This window comes from Amycolatopsis sp., from assembly GCF_025464955.1.
In the GTDB taxonomy this organism is placed as follows: domain Bacteria; phylum Actinomycetota; class Actinomycetes; order Mycobacteriales; family Pseudonocardiaceae; genus Amycolatopsis.
This window is the reverse complement of record NZ_JAODNM010000003.1, coordinates 1-16,428: the sequence shown is the minus strand read 5'-3', so window position 1 is coordinate 16,428 and position 16,428 is coordinate 1. Positions and strand designations below refer to the sequence as shown.

At 67.3% G+C, this 16,428-nt stretch carries 17 protein-coding genes and 1 pseudogene; 12 read left to right on the top strand and 6 right to left on the bottom strand.

Annotated elements, in window-relative coordinates; all coding sequences use genetic code 11:
• The coding region (locus JWQ81_RS00145; RefSeq protein ID WP_297536589.1) for a HAMP domain-containing protein at positions 1-986 on the bottom strand (986 nt) is incomplete at its 3' end.
• A 243-nt stretch (positions 987-1,229) separates the two neighbouring features.
• Here JWQ81_RS00145 and JWQ81_RS00140 point away from each other — a divergent pair.
• The 4 genes from JWQ81_RS00140 (at position 1,230) to JWQ81_RS00125 (ending at position 5,982) form a co-directional block, all read left to right on the top strand.
• Positions 1,230-2,891: a PP2C family protein-serine/threonine phosphatase gene (locus JWQ81_RS00140; RefSeq protein WP_297536585.1), complete on the top strand. Its 1,662-nt coding sequence runs from the start codon at positions 1,230-1,232 to the stop codon at positions 2,889-2,891.
• A 42-nt stretch (positions 2,892-2,933) separates the two neighbouring features.
• Entirely contained in the window at positions 2,934-4,517 is a 1,584-nt protein-coding gene (locus JWQ81_RS00135; protein ID WP_297536583.1) for an FMN-binding glutamate synthase family protein, read from the top strand.
• Between the two features lie 77 nt (positions 4,518-4,594).
• Positions 4,595-5,422, top strand: a complete 828-nt coding sequence (locus JWQ81_RS00130) for an aldo/keto reductase (RefSeq protein ID WP_297536581.1) — start codon at positions 4,595-4,597, stop codon at positions 5,420-5,422.
• A 77-nt stretch (positions 5,423-5,499) separates the two neighbouring features.
• On the top strand, positions 5,500-5,982 hold the full coding sequence (locus tag JWQ81_RS00125; protein ID WP_297536579.1) for a hypothetical protein: 483 nt from the start codon (positions 5,500-5,502) through the stop codon (positions 5,980-5,982).
• A gap of 86 nt (positions 5,983-6,068) precedes the next feature.
• On the opposite strand, the gene JWQ81_RS00120 is transcribed toward JWQ81_RS00125, so the two are convergent.
• The gene (locus JWQ81_RS00120; protein WP_297536577.1) at positions 6,069-6,401 is read right to left on the bottom strand and encodes a plasmid stabilization protein; all 333 of its coding nucleotides are present in this window, start codon (positions 6,399-6,401) and stop codon (positions 6,069-6,071) included.
• A gap of 97 nt (positions 6,402-6,498) precedes the next feature.
• Here JWQ81_RS00120 and JWQ81_RS00115 point away from each other — a divergent pair, with 97 nt between their 5' ends.
• Positions 6,499-7,293 carry an NAD(P)-dependent oxidoreductase gene (locus JWQ81_RS00115; RefSeq protein WP_297536575.1) on the top strand — a complete coding sequence of 265 codons (795 nt, stop codon included), beginning with the start codon at positions 6,499-6,501 and terminating at the stop codon, positions 7,291-7,293.
• A gap of 10 nt (positions 7,294-7,303) precedes the next feature.
• Here the strand turns inward: JWQ81_RS00115 and JWQ81_RS00110 are convergent, their stop codons facing one another.
• Complete coding sequence (locus tag JWQ81_RS00110) at positions 7,304-7,552, bottom strand: hypothetical protein (RefSeq protein WP_297536573.1); 249 nt, start codon at positions 7,550-7,552, stop codon at positions 7,304-7,306.
• 44 nt (positions 7,553-7,596) lie between these two features.
• Positions 7,597-8,709, bottom strand: coding sequence for a DNA polymerase ligase N-terminal domain-containing protein (locus JWQ81_RS00105; protein ID WP_297536571.1), 1,113 nt, complete (start codon positions 8,707-8,709; stop codon positions 7,597-7,599).
• 156 nt (positions 8,710-8,865) lie between these two features.
• Here JWQ81_RS00105 and JWQ81_RS00100 point away from each other — a divergent pair, with 156 nt between their 5' ends.
• Positions 8,866-9,315: a DUF6292 family protein gene (locus tag JWQ81_RS00100; protein WP_297536569.1), complete on the top strand. Its 450-nt coding sequence runs from the start codon at positions 8,866-8,868 to the stop codon at positions 9,313-9,315.
• Positions 9,316-9,447: 132 nt separating this feature from the next.
• Positions 9,448-9,933: a hypothetical protein gene (locus JWQ81_RS00095; protein WP_297536567.1), complete on the top strand. Its 486-nt coding sequence runs from the start codon at positions 9,448-9,450 to the stop codon at positions 9,931-9,933.
• 4 nt (positions 9,934-9,937) lie between these two features.
• Here JWQ81_RS00095 and JWQ81_RS00090 read toward each other — a convergent pair whose 3' ends face one another.
• Positions 9,938-10,207, bottom strand: coding sequence for a DUF3040 domain-containing protein (locus JWQ81_RS00090; RefSeq protein WP_297536566.1), 270 nt, complete (start codon positions 10,205-10,207; stop codon positions 9,938-9,940).
• Positions 10,208-10,417: 210 nt separating this feature from the next.
• Between JWQ81_RS00090 and JWQ81_RS00085 the strand changes: the two genes are divergently transcribed.
• Positions 10,418-11,107 carry a 2OG-Fe(II) oxygenase gene (locus tag JWQ81_RS00085; RefSeq protein WP_297536587.1) on the top strand — a complete coding sequence of 230 codons (690 nt, stop codon included), beginning with the start codon at positions 10,418-10,420 and terminating at the stop codon, positions 11,105-11,107.
• A 190-nt stretch (positions 11,108-11,297) separates the two neighbouring features.
• Here the strand turns inward: JWQ81_RS00085 and JWQ81_RS44720 are convergent.
• Positions 11,298-11,882 (bottom strand): annotated as a pseudogene (locus JWQ81_RS44720) (alpha/beta hydrolase); the annotation flags it as partial.
• Between the two features lie 73 nt (positions 11,883-11,955).
• On the opposite strand from JWQ81_RS44720, the gene JWQ81_RS00075 reads away from it, so the two are divergent.
• From JWQ81_RS00075 to JWQ81_RS00060, 4 genes are all read left to right on the top strand, one after another.
• On the top strand, positions 11,956-12,510 hold the full coding sequence (locus JWQ81_RS00075; protein ID WP_297536562.1) for a TetR/AcrR family transcriptional regulator: 555 nt from the start codon (positions 11,956-11,958) through the stop codon (positions 12,508-12,510).
• Positions 12,511-12,729: 219 nt separating this feature from the next.
• Positions 12,730-12,999 carry a hypothetical protein gene (locus JWQ81_RS00070; RefSeq protein WP_297536560.1) on the top strand — a complete coding sequence of 90 codons (270 nt, stop codon included), beginning with the start codon at positions 12,730-12,732 and terminating at the stop codon, positions 12,997-12,999.
• Between the two features lie 56 nt (positions 13,000-13,055).
• Positions 13,056-14,882 (top strand): glutamine--fructose-6-phosphate transaminase (isomerizing), encoded by a 1,827-nt coding sequence (glmS, locus tag JWQ81_RS00065; RefSeq protein WP_297536558.1) that lies wholly within the window; start codon positions 13,056-13,058, stop codon positions 14,880-14,882.
• A 355-nt stretch (positions 14,883-15,237) separates the two neighbouring features.
• The coding region (locus JWQ81_RS00060; protein ID WP_297536556.1) for an HNH endonuclease signature motif containing protein at positions 15,238-16,428 on the top strand (1,191 nt) is incomplete at its 3' end.

Here is a 16,428-nt window from a genome sequence, read left to right as displayed (position 1 = left end):
TGGTCGACCATGGTGTTCAGGGTGTTCTTGAGTTCGAGGATCTCACCCTTCGCGTCGACCGCGATCTTCTGCGAGAGGTCGCCTTTCGCGACGGCGGTGGCGACCTGGGCGATGTTGCGGACCTGGCTGGTGAGGTTGTCCGCCATGAAGTTGACGTTGTCGGTGAGGTCGCGCCAGGTCCCGGCCGCTCCGGGGACTTCGGCTTGGCCGCCGAGGCGGCCGTCGCTGCCGACTTCGCGGGCGACTCGGGTGACTTCGTCGGCGAAGTCGGAGAGCTGGTCGACCATGGTGTTGATGGTGTTCTTGAGTTCGAGGATCTCGCCGCGGGCGTCGACGTTGATCTTCTGCGTCAGGTCGCCGCGCGCCACCGCGGTGGTGACCTGGGCGATGTTGCGGACCTGGTCGGTGAGGTTGGTGGCCATGAAGTTGACCGAGTCGGTCAGGTCGCGCCAGGTCCCGGTGACCCCGGGTACCTCGGCTTGCCCGCCGAGGCGGCCCTCGCTCGCGATCTCCCGCGCGACGCGCGTGACTTCGGACGCGAAGCGGGACAGTTGCTCCAGCAGGCCGTTGACCGTGTTGCCGAGTTCCGCGTACTCGCCGTGCAGTGGACGCCCGCTCAGCTGCAGGGCCATCGGCTGCGAGAGGTCGCCCTCCGCGACGGCGCCGAGGACTCGGTTGAGTTCGATGGTGGGCCGGGTCACGTCCTCGATGAGGCCGTTGACCACCTCGACGGCCGTCGCCCAGCCGCCTGGTCCCACCTCGGTCGCGACGCGCTCGCCGAGGTTGCCCTCCAGCCCGACGCTGGTCCTGACCCGCAGCAGCTCGCTGACCAGCCGCTGGTTGCGCTCCGCGATGGCGTTGAACGCGGTCGCGAGCTGCGCCGGGATGCCATCGCCCTGCAGGACGATCCGGCGGCGGAAGTTGCCCTCGCCGAGATCCCGCACGGCCGCGAGCAGGCGTTCCAGCGTCGATTCCTCGCCGGACATGTCCGTGTCGTAGACAGCGCCGTCGATGCCCTCGGCTCGGTCGCGTGCGGGTTCGGTGGGGCTGCCGGTTCCCCGGCCTTGCGGTGCCATGCGTGCGTACCTCTCCACCATGTGCCTGGACGCCATGCGTGTCACCGCATGGTCGTTGACCAGGGTCCCATGATTCGCTCTACACTTCGACCGACAGGGTGTCTTGGGAGGTGGATCGCCGGGCTCGGCGGGCATGGGTGGGAGGGTTCGGTAATGGCAGTGCGACGGGCCGCCGGCCCGGGCGAAGCGGGACAGGACGTCGTGAACGCCGAAGCCGCGGAGCCACAGGACCTGCCGGAGACCGGTTCGTTCTGGCGGGAACTGCTGGCCGACGTCCGCGACGCGGTGGTGCTGCAGGATGCGGCCGCTCGCGTCCGCTGGTTCAACCCGGCCGCCTACGAGCTGTTCACGCTCCTGCACCCCGGTGACTGGCCGGAAGCCGGGCACGACCTCGAAGAGCTGCTCGACCCGGGCGTCGACGGGGCACCGGCGGAGCCGATCGACGGTTCGATCGAGTACGCCGGGCATCGGCTGCCGGTGCGGTGCCGCACGATCGGCCAGGGCTGGCGGATCTGGACGTTCTTCGCTCCGGCCGAGGCCGGTCCCGTCCTCGATCTCCAACCCCAGTGGGACGCGTTCCTCGCCGGGACCTATGCGCGCCTGATCGGTGCGCAGGACCGGGACGCCACCGCGGGCCTGGTCGCCGAGTTGGCCGCGGGAGAGCTGGCGGACTGCGCGATCGTCGTGCTGCCGCTGAGCCGCGGGCGGTGGGAGTGGTGGGGCTTCGAAGCCGGCTCGACGGCGTCGCGGGGAAAGGTCCGGCGAGTGCGTCCGGCCATCGCGCCGATCTTCACCGAAGCCGTCTCCGGTGCCGTCGGGCACTCCACCGCCGTCGAGCTGTCCGGCGACGAGGTTCTCGGTCTGCCCTCGGCCCTCGTGAGCAGGCTCGGACAGCGCCAGTCGGTGTCGGTGGCGTCACTGACCGCGGACGGCGGCGGGGTGCCCGGAGCGGTCGTTTTCGGCTGCACCAGCGAGCGCCCGGTGCCCGGCGGCGAATGGCACCGCGCGATCGGGGACTTCGCCCGGCGCGCCGGCGAGGCGCTGGCCGCCGCTGAGCGCTTCGGTCTGCAGAAGGAAGCGACCGAAGGCCTGAAGACCACGCTGCGCCCGCGTCTGCTGCCCGAGCTGCGCGGCGCGCGGACGGCCGTCTGGTACGAGCCGTCCAGCGGGGCGCTCGACGTCGGCGGAGACTTCTACGACCTGCATCCCCGTGCCGACGGCAGCGCGCTGCTGGTGCTCGGCGACATCTGCGGGAACGGCGCCGAGGCGGCCGCGTTGACCGGCCGGGTCCGGCACACGCTAGCCGCGCTGCACCTCGTCGAGCGGGACGGGCGGCAGCTGCTGGACAAGCTGAACGAAGCGCTCATCGCCGCCGGCAGCAGCCGGTTCGCCACGCTCGTCGTCGGTTCGGTGGTTCCCGGACGCGACGGCCTGCTGCTGACCCTGGCCTCCGGGGGACACCCGGCGCCGCTGGTGCTGCGGCGTACGGGTGAGGTGGAGGAGGTGGTGCTGCCGGGCATGCTGGTCGGTATCTCCCCGCATGCCCGGTTCGCCGAGGCGAGCGTGGACCTGGCCAACGGGGACATGTGCCTGCTCTACACCGACGGGATCACCGAGGCCCGCGGCGACCACGACCGCACGCAGCTTTACGGCCAGGAGCGGCTGATCCAGCTCCTTGCCGGCTGTGTGGATTTCACCGCGGACGAGGTGGTCGAGCGTGTCCGCGCCGATGTCCGCGCGTGGCTCGGTGACATCGAGCACGACGACATCGCGCTGCTCGCGATCCACAGCGTGCCGCCTGCGGAGAACCAGTAGGTCGGCGCTGCGGGTCCGCGGGTCGGCGTCTAGATTCTTGACGTGCTGAGAATCGGCCTGGTCGGCTTGCTCGGATTGGTCGCGCTCGGTGTCGCGGCGCTCGCCGTCACCCTTTCCGCGGGGTGGTGGGTGCTCGCCGTCCCGCTGCTGTTGCTGGCCGCCATCGGCGGGTGGGATCTGGTGCAGCGCAAGCATTCCATCCTGCGCAACTACCCGGTCTTCGGACATCTGCGGTTCCTGTTCGAGGGGATCCGGCCGGAGCTGCAGCAGTACTTCATCGAGCGCAACTTCGACGGGCGTCCGTACGATCGCGACATTCGCGACATCGTCTACGAACGGGCGAAGGGCGCCGAGGACGCCGAGCCCTTCGGGACAGAGCGCGACGTCTACGCCGACGGGCACGAGTTCCTCGTGCATTCGATGGCTCCGAAACCGCCGCCGGAAGTCCCGCCGACGGTCACGATCGGCGGCCCCGACTGCACGAAGCCCTACGAGATGGCGCTGCTCAACGTATCCGCGATGAGCTTCGGATCGTTGTCCACCAACGCGGTCCTGGCCCTCAACAAGGGTGCCGCGCTCGGCGGGTTCGCGCACGACACCGGTGAGGGCGGGCTGTCGGAGTACCACCTCAAGCATGGCGGGGACCTGGTGTGGGAACTCGGCACGGGCTACTTCGGCTGCCGCACCAAGGATGGCGGCTTCGACGAACGGGAGTTCGCGGACAAAGCCGCGCACGACAACGTTAAATGTGTTTCGCTGAAGCTGTCCCAAGGCGCGAAACCCGGGGTCGGTGGCGTGCTGCCGGGCGCGAAGGTCAACGCCGAGATCGCCCGGGTGCGCGATGTGCCGCTGGGGGAGACCGTCATTTCACCCGCGTACCACCGGGTTTTCTCCACCCCGCGCGAACTTGTCCGGTTCGTCGCGAAGATGCGTGAGCTCTCCGGTGGCAAACCCGCCGGGTTCAAGCTGTGCGTGGGCTCGCGGCGGCAGTTCTTGGCTGTGTGCAAGGCAATGCTCGACGAGGGCACGACCCCGGACTTCATCATCGTCGACGGGTCCGAGGGCGGGACGGGCGCGGCGCCGCTGGAGTTCGCCGACCACCTCGGCACGCCATTGACCGACGGGCTGATGACCGTCCACAACGCACTGGTGGGCACCGGCCTGCGGGATCGGATCAAGATCGGCGCCAGCGGGAAGGTCGCCTCGGGCGCGGACATCGTCAAGCGGATGATCCAGGGCGCCGACTACACCAACGCCGCACGGGCGATGATGTTCGCCGTCGGCTGCATCCAGGCGCAGAGCTGCCACACCAACACCTGTCCGGTGGGGGTGGCCACTCAGGACCCGAAACGCGCTCGCGCGCTCGATGTCGGCGACAAGTCCGAGCGGGTGCACCGATTCCAGCGCGCGACGGTCCGCAGCGCGATGCAGATCATGGCAACCCTCGGCGCGCAGCATCCGGACGAGCTGGGGCCGCACATGCTGCGTCGGCGCGTCGACCCATGCACGGTTCGTTCCTATGGCGAGCTTTACGAATGGCTCGGCAAGCGTGAGCTGCTGTCAGATCCGCCGCAGGGCTGGGCCGAGGACTGGGCCGCGGCCCGCGCCGACAGCTTCGGAGACTGATTCGGGGAGTTTCGCGACGCGCCGCGGTCGGCCGATCGCACGTTTCGGTGCGGCTGATCCCGGGTAGCCGAGAGGATATGACGAACATCCCGAATATCGAGCTCATCAGCGGCACCACCATTCCTCAGCTGGGCTTCGGCGTGTTCCAGATCCCCGCCGACGACACCGCGGAGAGTGTCCGGACGGCGCTGGACGTCGGGTACCGGCACATCGACACCGCGCAGATGTACGGCAACGAAGTCGGCGTCGGCGTCGGCATCGCGAAGTCCGGCATCGCTCGTGAAGACGTCTTCATCACCACGAAACTCGCGAACGACCAGCACGGCTACGACAACGCAGTCAAGGCGCTGGACGGGAGCCTGGACAGGCTGGGCACCAGCTACGTCGACCTGTACCTGATCCATTGGCCGCTGGCCAAGAAGAACCTCTACGTCGAGACGTGGAAAGCATTCGAGGACCTCGCGAGGTCCGGCAAGGCCCGCGCTATCGGGGTGTCGAACTTCCAGCCCGCGCACCTCGAGGCACTGGTGAAGGCCGGAACGACCACACCGGCGGTGAACCAGATCGAACTGCACCCCGCACTCCAGCAGACCGAACTGCGGGCCTACCACCAGGACCACGGCATCATCACCGAGGCGTGGAGCCCTCTTGCGCAGGGTGAGGTCCTCGACGAGCCGGCGCTGACCGAAATCGCGGGGAAGATCGGCAAGACACCCGCGCAGGTGGTGCTGCGATGGCATCTCCAGCACGGCAACGTCATCTTCCCGAAGTCGGTGACGGCGTCCCGGATCGAGGAGAACCGCGACATCTTCGACTTCGAGCTGGGCGGGCATGAAATGGCCGCCATCGCGGGACTCGACAAGGGCCGTCGCACCGGACCGGACCCCGACACGTTCGAGGGTTAGCGGTTTCCCGATGCAGCGGCGGGGGTACTCCCAGTGAGGACCCGGAGCTGTGGACGCGGCGAGAAAGGACGTTCGGCATGGACGACAACGCGTATCTGGCTTTCCTGTTGATCGGTGTCGCACTGGTGCTGGTCGACGGCCAGTTCATCTACCGAAGCGGACGGCGGTACCTCGAGCACTCCTATGGTGACCCGGTGGCCGGTGCTTCGATGGTCCGGCTGATCACCGTGATGTTCCACTTCGCGGTGTTGGGCCTGCTGGCCTTGCTCTCCACGATCGACCTCGGCGGCAGCAGTTCGATGGCGGCCGTGGTCGGCAGACTGGGCGTGGTGCTGCTCCTGCTCGCGGTGGCCCACGGGGTCACGCTGGCGATCCTGAGCCGTATCCGCGGTGACCAGGTGATGGAGACAGCCGCGACCAGGCGCCGTGAACTGCGCGCCACACAGCACGGGACGAACGGCCCCGTCATCGGCCCGGTACCCGGCCAGTCAGGTGGGCGCTTTCCGAGCGTCAGCCCCGGTCTGGAGCAGCAGGCCGGCTACACGATGCCGGATTCCTGAGGCACCGCACCGAAAAGACACCGACTCGAAGCGAAAGGGCGCGTTACCCGCAGCTGCGGGTAACGCGCCCTTTCCGGTGTGCCGGATCAGCGGCTCAACGCGTTTTCGAGCTGCTTCTTGGTCATCTTCGAACGCCCTTCGATATTGCGCTTTTTCGCTTCGTTGTACAGCTGATCCTTGGTGGGACCCTTCGGCCCCTGGCCCCGGCCGGACCTTTGCCCGCCGCGTTTCTGCGGTGACATGTCCCGGATCGAGGTCTTGCTCGCCGTTGAGGATTCACCGGCCCTGGCACGGTTCTTGTTGACCGTGCGCGCGGCGATCTCCTCGGCGCGGTCTTCGCCGGCGCCGCGTTTCTTCTGCGAGGACTTGATGTGTTCGTACTGGCGTTCGCGTTTCTTGCTCCACGTCGCTTCCGGCATGACCTACTCCCTTGCTGATCGTCTCTTCGCTGGTTACCCGCCGAGGTTGGTCGGCAAACCGCCGGAAACTGTCGGTACCCTCCGGCACACTGCCGACATGACCAACACCAGGAACTTGGGTCGTGTCGTACTGACCGGTGCGGCCGGCCGGATCGGCACCGTGGTTCGAGCCGCGCTGCGGGACGAGGCAGAGGAGCTGGTTCTGCTCGATCGAGTCGCGGTGGACCCGCTGAACCCGGTCGAGCGAGCGCGGCAGCTGGACCTGCTCGATCTCGACGGGATGATCGCGGCCTTCGACGGTGCGGACTCCGTCGTCCACCTCGGTGGGATCCCGGACGAGGCCGGGTTCGCGGAGGTGATGGAGGCCAACGTCCAGGGGACCTATCACGTTCTGGAGGCGGCCCGGCGGCAAGGCGTCCGGCGGGTGGTGCTGGCGAGCAGCAACCGGGCGGCGGGCTTCTACCCCGTGTCGGAGTTGGTGTCACCGGCTCGGCCACCGCGACCGGATGGTTTCTACGGTGTCAGCAAGGTCGCGGTCGAGGCGCTCGGCCGGCTGTATGCGGACAAGTTCGGCCTGTCGGTGGTCTGTCTGCGCATCGGCAGTTTCGAAGAGGAGCCGCGGGATACCCGGCACCTGGCGACGTGGTTGAGCCCGCGCGACTGCGTCGGATTCGTGCGTGCCGCGTTGACCGCGCCCGACGCCTCCTTCACGACGGTGTACGCGGTCTCGGCCAACACCCGTCGCTACTGGGACACCTCTGACGCCCTCGGGTATGTCGCGGTGGACAACGCCGAAATGTTCGCCGGCAAGGTGTCCGGGGTCGAGCCTGCTCCCGATAGCCCGCAGGGAGGTGTGTACGCCGAAGCCGCCTACACGTTGCGGCACATCTGAGTGAGCGTTGTCAGCGCGATCCCTGGTTCTTGTCGCCCGAGGAACCGAGAGCCTGGCTGAGTTCCGCTTTCTCGGCGATCGAGAGCGGGACGATGACGGTGTGCGTCCGCCCGGAGCTATCGGGTGCGGTGGTCACCGTGAGCGTGGCGTGGCCGTTCGCGTCGCGCACAGCGACGCGCCCGCCGCATGCCAGTTCCACCGTGCTCTGCCGACTGGGCCGTGCGGGATCCCACCACCGGCGGACGAAGGTGAAGACCACGACGCTGCCTCCCTCGCTGCCCCCGGCGGGTGGTGCCGGAATGCCTACCGCGAAACAGTTTCACACGTCCGGGTGGTGGTGGGGATGAGGCGCCAGTCACGTGAGCGTTCCCCGGACCGGTATGGACTGGTTGTCCGCTTCGCCACGACCCCGGCGAGTCCGTGGGCTTCACTCGCCTCCAGCACGGCCTCGCCCTCGTCGAGATAGTGCTCCGGTGTCTGCCAGTGCTCATCGGAGAGCCCGAGATCCGCTAGGAGCGCCCGCCGATCCAGGTAGGGCAGGTCCCACCGGACTTCGCCGTCGTAGTGGAGGATGTCGTACGCGAGGTAGACCGCAGGCAGCTGCCGGACGAGGCGTTTCGCCGCACTGACCGTGGTGACCTGTCGTCGTCGAGCCAGCGCGTCGGAGCTGGTCTTGCCTTGGTCGAGCACGATGATTTCGCCGTCGAGGTAGGCCTCGGTGGAGCCGAAACCTTCGCCAAGGCCACGAAGTTCGGGAAATGAGTCGGTCACGTCGTTCCCGTCGGCGTCGAGTAGGACGACCCGGCCGCCTCGGATCCTTGCTGAAGTGCGCAGTCCCGACCAGTCGAATTCGTATGCCCACCGACCCTTCGGTGCGGTTGGTGGAATTTTCCCGCATTCCGCGAGCATCGGCTTGAGAAATGACGGAAGGCGTTCCCATCCGTCGGCCGCAGCGTGCTTGCGCCGGATCATCCATTTCCGCGGCTCGTCTTCGTCGTGCTGGTTGACAAGCTCGTAACGCCCGTTTGCACGCTCGCCACGAAGGACGACGTCGACCTTGTGGTCGTTCCAGTGCAGAGTCTCGTAACGTCCGCAATCCCAGATGCTCATGCGGCCCGCGCCGTACTCGCCGGCCGGGATCGTTCCTTCGAAAGTGCGGTATGCCAAGGGATGGTCTTCGGTATGCACGGCGAGGTGCGTGGTTTCGGGGTCGTTGGGCAGGCCCATCGGAACGGCCCACGAGACGAGCACTCCGTCACGCTCCAACCGCACGTCCCAGTGCAGCCGGCGGGCGTGGTGCTCCTGGATCACAAATGTGTCGCCATCGTCGGAACCGGTTTCGGCCCCGTCCGGGAACGGTTCCGGCGTGCGGTCGGCGTCACGCTTTTCTTGGTACTCGCCCAACTTCGTTGCCATAGTATTTATGAAATACTCCCTTTTCGGCTGTTTCGCCACGGCTCCCGATATCGGAAAATGTGTTCAACGCGATCGTGGGTGGGCAGCCACTACTCGGTTCCGGTGACCTGCCGGGCCGAGGGATTCGCAAACGGGTGAGGGACGGTGGAACACGCTGTGACCAGCCTGGTCGGTTTAGGCAGTGACCTCGAGAGTGACACCGAGCGGCAATTTTCGCGACGGCTGCTGGGATATCTGGACGCGGTGGCGTCCGCGCTGGGCGTGGGACTGGAGTCCTGTGCGGTGGATCTGGACGTGCCGGCGTCGGCGTATGTGGCGCTGGACGGGCGGTTTGGCCGGTTCCCGGGCCGCGATGTGGCGCTGACCTGGGATGAGCGGCACGGATGGGCGGTCGTGGTGGACGCGGTCGGTGACGAGGGGTTGACCGTGCTGGCCTATCTCGGCGGCACCGAGGTGATCCCGGCCCCCAAGGCCGTGGCGCGGTTCCTGGCGGCGCTGGGAGCGGGAAACCACACGTTCACCAGGCCGGAGCCGCCCAACTTCCGTGACGCGGGCGAGCACGACAGTCTGGTGACCCTGCTGGGACGACATCAGGCAGCTCGCTGACCCTCGGAAATTTGGCTCGGTGATTTGTGGTTGGCGAGGCGGCCGGCTGGGTACCAGGTACCCAGCCGGCCGCCGTTTTGCGGGTGGGCCGACGACAATTACCTGGTCGAGCGCATGAGGGAGCTGAGGGCGATGAATGACCGCGAGGTGGTCCAGTCGATCATCGTGGGCACGGTGACAGCTCTGCGCCGGGGTGAGGACCAAGAAGCCGTGATGCTGTGGACGAAGTTGGTCGCCGCGTCGGACGAGACGGCCCGCGACAGCGTCCGCGAACTGGCCATCGCCAACGTGGAGATGCTGTTCTCACTGGTGGGGAGCTCGGAGACGGGTGGGGGCGACGTGCTCGTCGTCGGTGGTGAGGACCTCGAAGGCCAGCCGATTTCCATCGACGACGTCGAGCCGGCGCAGCGCGCGGCGACTCGCATCATGCTCGCCTACGTGCACGGATCCGCTGAAGACGCCGAACTCCAACTCGACCTGGTCGCGTCCCAGTCGGAGGAGATGCGAGTGGTGTTCGTGCACATGCTCTGCTGGGCCGTCGGGCTGCTGGACCTCTGCTACGAAGAAGGCAGCGCCATTCCGCCGTGGTTGCGGCCGGTTCTGGCGGGAGGGGCTTGAGGGGTCAGTCGTTGCGATGCGCCCGGCGGACGATGAGGACGGTGGCGACGCAACCGGCCGCGATCACGCCGCACAGCACGAGCGGTGCGTTGGCCGCGATGATGCCCAGCGCCAGGATGAGCCCGCCGAGCGTGCCGGTGACGACCAGTAGTGCGTTCATCCAGCCGCGCCGGGGCCGTTTGCCCGTGCGCAGGAGCTGGGCGAGTTCGGGGCTGCTGGCCGCCAGCTCGCGCTCGATCCGATCCAGTTCGGCCTTGTCGTGGTGGCTCAGCATGGGGCACTCCCGAAATCCGGCGTAACACAGTCCGATTCATCCGAAATGACAGAGTCCGGTCCGCCCTGGGCGGAACCATGGCAGTCAGTCAGTACCCAGTTCCGCGGTCTTTCACACCTGGACACGAGGTCTGTTTTCCGCCAGCGGCAGCACGCCCCGGCCGATGGGATGGACAGTATGGACGCAGTGACGACAGACCGGGGTTCCCGCATGGCCCGCCTGGACACGGGGGTGATCGCGGGTGAGCTGGACGAGTACGGATGCGCGCCGACAGGTCCGCTGCTGAGCCGGGCGGAATGCCGGCGGATATCGGCGCTGTACGCGGACGTGACGCGGTTCAGGTCCACCATCGACATGGCCCGCTACCGGTTCGGGTCCGGGCAGTACCGGTATTTCGCGCACCCGCTGCCTGAGGTCGTCGCGGAACTGAGGTCGGCGTTCTACCCGATCCTGTTGCCCATCGCGCGGGGCTGGGCGGAGAAGCTCGGCAGGCCGGCCCCATGGCCCGACACCCTCGAGGAATGGCTCGACCGGTGTCACGAGGCGGGCCAGGTGAAACCGACTCCGATCCTGCTGCGCTACCAGGCGGGCGACTGGAACGCGCTGCACCGGGACCTCTACGGCGACCTGGTGTTCCCGCTGCAGGTCGTCATCGGCCTCGACGAACCGGAAGTCGATCACACCGGCGGGGAGTTCCTGCTGGTCGAACAGCGGCCGCGAGCACAATCGCGAGGCATGTCGAACCTGCTTCGGCAGGGGCACGGGCTGATCTTCACCACCCGCGACCGGCCGGTGCGATCAGTGCGCGGTTGGTCCGCCGCGCCCATGCGGCACGGTGTTTCCACGGTGCGCTCGGGCCTTCGCCACACGCTCGGGCTGGTCTTCCATGACGCGGCTTGACCGAGCCCACCGGGGTCACGCCGCGAGTCCCACACTCAGGGCGCTGAGTCCCACACTCGCGATCCACACGCGACACAAGAGCCGTTTTGTCATCCGGGCCGACGGCTTGGCGGCTGACCTCGTCGATGAGCTCGACGACGAGGTCGGGGCGGCTCAGGAAAGGTGAATGGCCGGACGGCCAGGTGCGGACCGTGCCACATCGGCTTGCCATTCGCGCTTGGAGGGCTGGGTCAAGGACCAGGTCGCCTTGGCACACGGCGTAGGTGCTGGGTGTGTCACGCCAGGCGTGCCGACGGGGGATCCCTCGACCGCACCCCGGTAGCTGTGGGCGCAGGAGGCTGACTGCCCGCTTGGCCAGTTCGGCGGGGCAATCGTGGTAAAAGAGGTCTGCGGCGACTCCGGGGGCGAGGTGTGTCGCGCCGCTTTCCGAAGAGACGATCGCCGAGGCAAGTTGTGGACTGGTGCCGCCGAGCCCGGCCGCACTTTCGCCTTCGGCGGGAACGAACGCAGCCACATAGACGAGGTGAGCCACGCTGGTGAGACCGGTGATCACCGAACCGCCATAGGAATGCCCGAATACCACGGGAAGCCTGCTCATCGTGTCGACGACCTGCTGCACCGCTTCGGTGTCCGCTTCGAGCGAGCCGCGATGAAGTTCGGGAACCGCCACGTCGAATCCCTTGGCCCGGAGCGCACGCGCGATGAGGTTGAAATGCTGCGGGTCGTGATAGAGACCGTGAACAAGCACGACGCTGGGCGGGAGGGGTCCGGTCATATCTGTGATCGTGCCAGTAGGCTGGGAGGAGAACGGTGGTTCTCGGTGGTACCTGGTGCGAGGGTGGCTTGACATGGACGGCGACGTGGCCGGTGAACTGGTGCTCGACGCCGCCGAGGAGCTGTTCTACCAGCGCGGGGTGCACGCGGTGGGTATGGACGCCGTGCGCACGCGCTCGGGTGTCTCGCTGAAGCTGCTCTACCAGCTGTTCTCGTCGAAGGAGTACCTCGTCGAGGCTTACCTGCGGCGGCGGGACGTCAGGTGGCGGGGTCGGCTCGCGCGGCATGTCGAGGCTGAGCCGGATCCGGCGCTGCGGCTGCTGGCGGTGTTCGACTGGCTGGGCGAGTGGTTCTCCGAACCGGACTTCCACGGCTGCGCGTTCATCAACTCCTTCGGCGAGGTCGGCGCCACGTCACCGGGGGTGGCGGCGGTGGTCCGGGAGCACAAGGACGCGTTCGGCGAATACCTGCGGGAGCTCGCGGCCGCCGCCGGTTACCCGGCCTGGCTTGCCGACCAGCTCACCCTGCTGGCCGAGGGTGCGATGGTGACCGCCGGTATTTCGGGCTCGCCGGACTCCGCGCTCAAGGCGAAGGAAGCCGCCGCCATGCTTCTCGCCCACGCCGTCTGACCGACGCGTTCCTAGCGGGAATCGGGTTTGAGCACGAAGTTCGCGGTCGCGCCCTGCTGTTTGGCAGGCAATCCGGCGCGGGCTGGGTATGGGTCGCCGGGGGTCCGAAAGTCGCCAACCGGGCCGGTGAACCAGCAAATTTTGGCGAATCGGGGAAATCCTGCCCGATTTCGGGCAGGAAATTTGCGCCGGGCGCCCTGGACTGTCACAGTGCTGGACATGGACCGGTCGCCGCATGCAGAGCTGACTCTGCACATTGCCGCGTCGACCGGTCTGCCCGCGTCCACGGCGTCGCGGGTGGTTGCGGACGTGGTCGCCTACTTCAGTGAGACGACCGACGAGTTCGTCCGGCGCCGGCACGCTGAACTGCAGCGGCGCGGGCACCGGAACACGTTGATCTGGGCGGTGATCTCGGCCGAGCTCGCCGAGCGCCCCGTCGGCTCGCCTGAGCTCACCGAGCGCCAGCTCCGCCGCATCGTCTACGGGTAGCGGGCCCGCGACCAGCGCGGCCGCCCCGGGTTCATCAGGTACGGAAGGTTTTTCGCATGTGTGGAATCGTCGGGTACATCGGCCGTCGTGAGGCCGCCCCCATCCTCCTCGAAGGGTTGCACCGGCTCGAGTACCGCGGTTACGACTCCGCGGGGATCGCCGTGCCCCACCGGGGGCGGCTGAGGGTGACCAAGGCCGCGGTACGGGTCGACGAACTGCGTGACCTGGTCGGCACCGGGCTCACCGCGAAGGTCGGCCTGGCGCACACGCGGTGGGCCACCCACGGCGAACCGACCGACGCGAACGCCCACCCGCAGGTGGACGAAGACGGCCACATCGCGGTGGTACACAACGGAATCATCGAGAACGCGGAGCAGCTGCGAACGAAACTGACCGCCGACGGCGTCAAGTTCACCTCCGAGACCGACACCGAGTCCCTCGCGCACCTGATCGCCCGCGCGCTGCGCGACGGCGCCGCCTCGCTCGAAGACGCCGTCCGGACGACGCTGCGCGAGGTCGAAGGTGCCTACGGCATCGTCGTGTTCGACGTCCGCAAGCCCGACGAGCTGGTCGTCGCTCGCAACGGCAGCCCGATCGTGCTGGGGATCGGCGAAGGCGAGATGTTCGTCGCCTCCGACATCGCCGCGCTGGTCCGCTACACGCAGCGCGTGGTCTATCTCGACGACGGCGAGCTGGCGACGCTGGGTGCCGACGACTTCCACACCAGCACGCTGCAGGCGACCCGGACGTCGAAGACCGAGACCATGGTCGACGTCGCCGACGAGGACTATCAGCACGACGGCTACGACGACTTCATGCGCAAGGAGATGCACGAGCAGCCCGACGCTGTGCGCCGCGCGCTGGTCGGCCGGCTCGACGAGCGCTTCTCGACCGCCCGGCTCGGTGGCCTCGACCTGGACCCGCACGAGCTGCGCTCGTTCCGCCGGGTGAAGTTCCTCGGCTGCGGGTCGGCGTACTACGCGGGCCAGCTCGGCGCCAACCTCGTCGAAGAATGGGCGCGGCTCCCGGCGGACGCGGAACCGGCTTCGGAGTTCCGCTACCGCAATCCTGTCGTGGACCCGGAAACGCTGTATGTCGCAGTGAGCCAGTCCGGCGAAACGCTCGACACGCTCGCCGCCGTGCAGGAGCTCAAGCGCAAGGGCGGCCGGGTGATCGGGATGGTCAACGTGGTCGGCAGCGCGGTCGGCCGGGAGTGCGGCCGGGGTGTCCTGCTGCACGCCGGTCCAGAGGTCTCGGTGGCGTCCACGAAGGCCGTCACCAACATGTGCGTGTCCTCGGCGATGCTCGCGCTGCTGCTCGGCCGCGTTCGGGACCTATCGATGGCCCACGGCAAGCGGATCGTCGCGGCGATGGCGGAGCTGCCGGACCGGATCGCCGAGATCCTGGCCGCCGAAGCCGAGATCGAGGCCGCCGCGGTGCGGTTCGCGTCGGCCGAGCACATGTTCTTCGTCGGCCGCGTCCGCGGCTGGCCGGTCGCGCGCGAAGGTGCGCAGAAACTGAAGGAGATCTCCTACATCCACGCGGAGGCCTACCAGGCGGCCGAACTCAAGCACGGCCCGCTCGCGTTGATCGACGCGCACATGCCGTCGGTGGTGATCGTGCCCGACGACGAGGTGCTGGCCAAGAACATCGGGACGATGGAACAGATCAAAGCCCGCGGCGGCCCGGTCATCGCGGTGACCAACGCCGAGCTCCCCGACGGACTGGCCGACGTCGTCATCCGCGTGCCCCGCAGCGAACCCGAACTCGACCCGATCCTGTTCGCCATCCCGCTCCAGGTGTTCGCCCACCGCATTGCGATCCACCTCGGGCGGGACATCGACAAGCCGCGCAACCTGGCGAAGAGCGTCACCGTCGAATAGCGGCGGATCTTGATGGCCCGTTCCGTTGTGCGGGTGGCTCTACTGCAGCAAGGACCTGGGCGGACTGGGATTCTGTAGCGGCGGATCTTGGCCCGTTCCGCTGTGCCGGTGGCTGCGTTTCGTCAGAAGTCGAAAAGGACTTTCCTTGCAGTCGCTCACATTAAGCAACCGGCCTCCCGGGCTTGGTGCATCTGTGAGTGACACCTGCGATGTGCAGTTGGACGTGAAGGCCACCTTCACGACGTAATTTGCCGTGAAGGTGGCCTTCACGTCCAATCCATGATCACGTGCAGCGATAAAGCGGTTCAGTCGTTCGTGTATCGAAGAGGCGTTCGATCTGCGGTAGTATAAAGGGGTGTCCAGCTCGGTGATCCGGTTTCCCTCGCTTGCCGAGATTCGGCGTGCGAATCCGGTGGAAGCTGCTGCGATCGCCCGTCAACTGGCGCGGATTTACAACGAGTGTGACGCGCTGTTCGGTGTGCTGGCGGCGAAGGTGGAGACCGAGGGTGTGAAGGTTGTCTACCAGTATCTGAACACGGCACTGTGGTTGGATGATGTCACCCAGATCGGCCCGGCGGCGGCGAAGCGGATCGTGATCCGGGGCAAGGCGGTGAACTCCTCCAGCACGCTAGGCGGCACGGAGATCCCCGCGATCGCGCCACTGGCTGGTGCTGCGGCACGTGCCGGTGAGATCACTCCGGCGCATGTGGATGAGATCGTGAACACAATGATCAAGATGCCCGCGACGGTGTCTGCTCGGGATCGTGCGGGTGCGGAGAAGATCCTCGTCGACCTCGCCCGTCAGGCGACACCCCTCGAGGTCCGCAAAGCCGGCGACCGGTTGTTGAACACGTTCGACCCGGATGGGCCGGAGCCGAAGGATCCGCCGGAGAGACCGCAGCGGGAGTTGTCGTTCCAGGAACACCGCGACGGAACCGCGACGCTCAAAGGCAAGCTCGACAACCTGGCCTACGCCCAACTCCGCGCCGCCCTCGACCCACTGGCGAAACCGCACTCCACCGAGGAAGGCCGCGACACCCGCAGCCAATGGGAACGCCACGCCGACGCTCTCGTTGACCTGGTCCGCCTCGCGATGACCGTGGACGAGATTCCTTCTCATGGTGGTGATCGGGTCCATGTGGCGGTCACCGTGGACTACGAGACGTTGAAGTCCGGTATCGGGACGGCGATGCTGGACTATGGCGGCGTGATCACGGCGGCGGAGGCGCGGATGTTGGCGTGTGACTGCAAGGTGATTCCTGCTGTTCTCGGGACCGAGAGTGAGCCGATGGATTTGGGTCGGTCCAAGAGAATTATCACCACCGGGCAACGGCGACGACTTGTCATGCGGGACCGCGGTTGCGCGTTTCCCGGTTGTAAAAGCCACGCCAAACACTGCGACGGGCACCATATCGTGTATTGGATCCTAGGTGGGCCAACCGACCTGAACAACTTGACCCTCCTTTGTGAACGGCACCACCGATTAATACATTGTGGTGGTTGGGAAGTACGAATGGGCGGTGACGGGAGACCGGACTTCATCCCG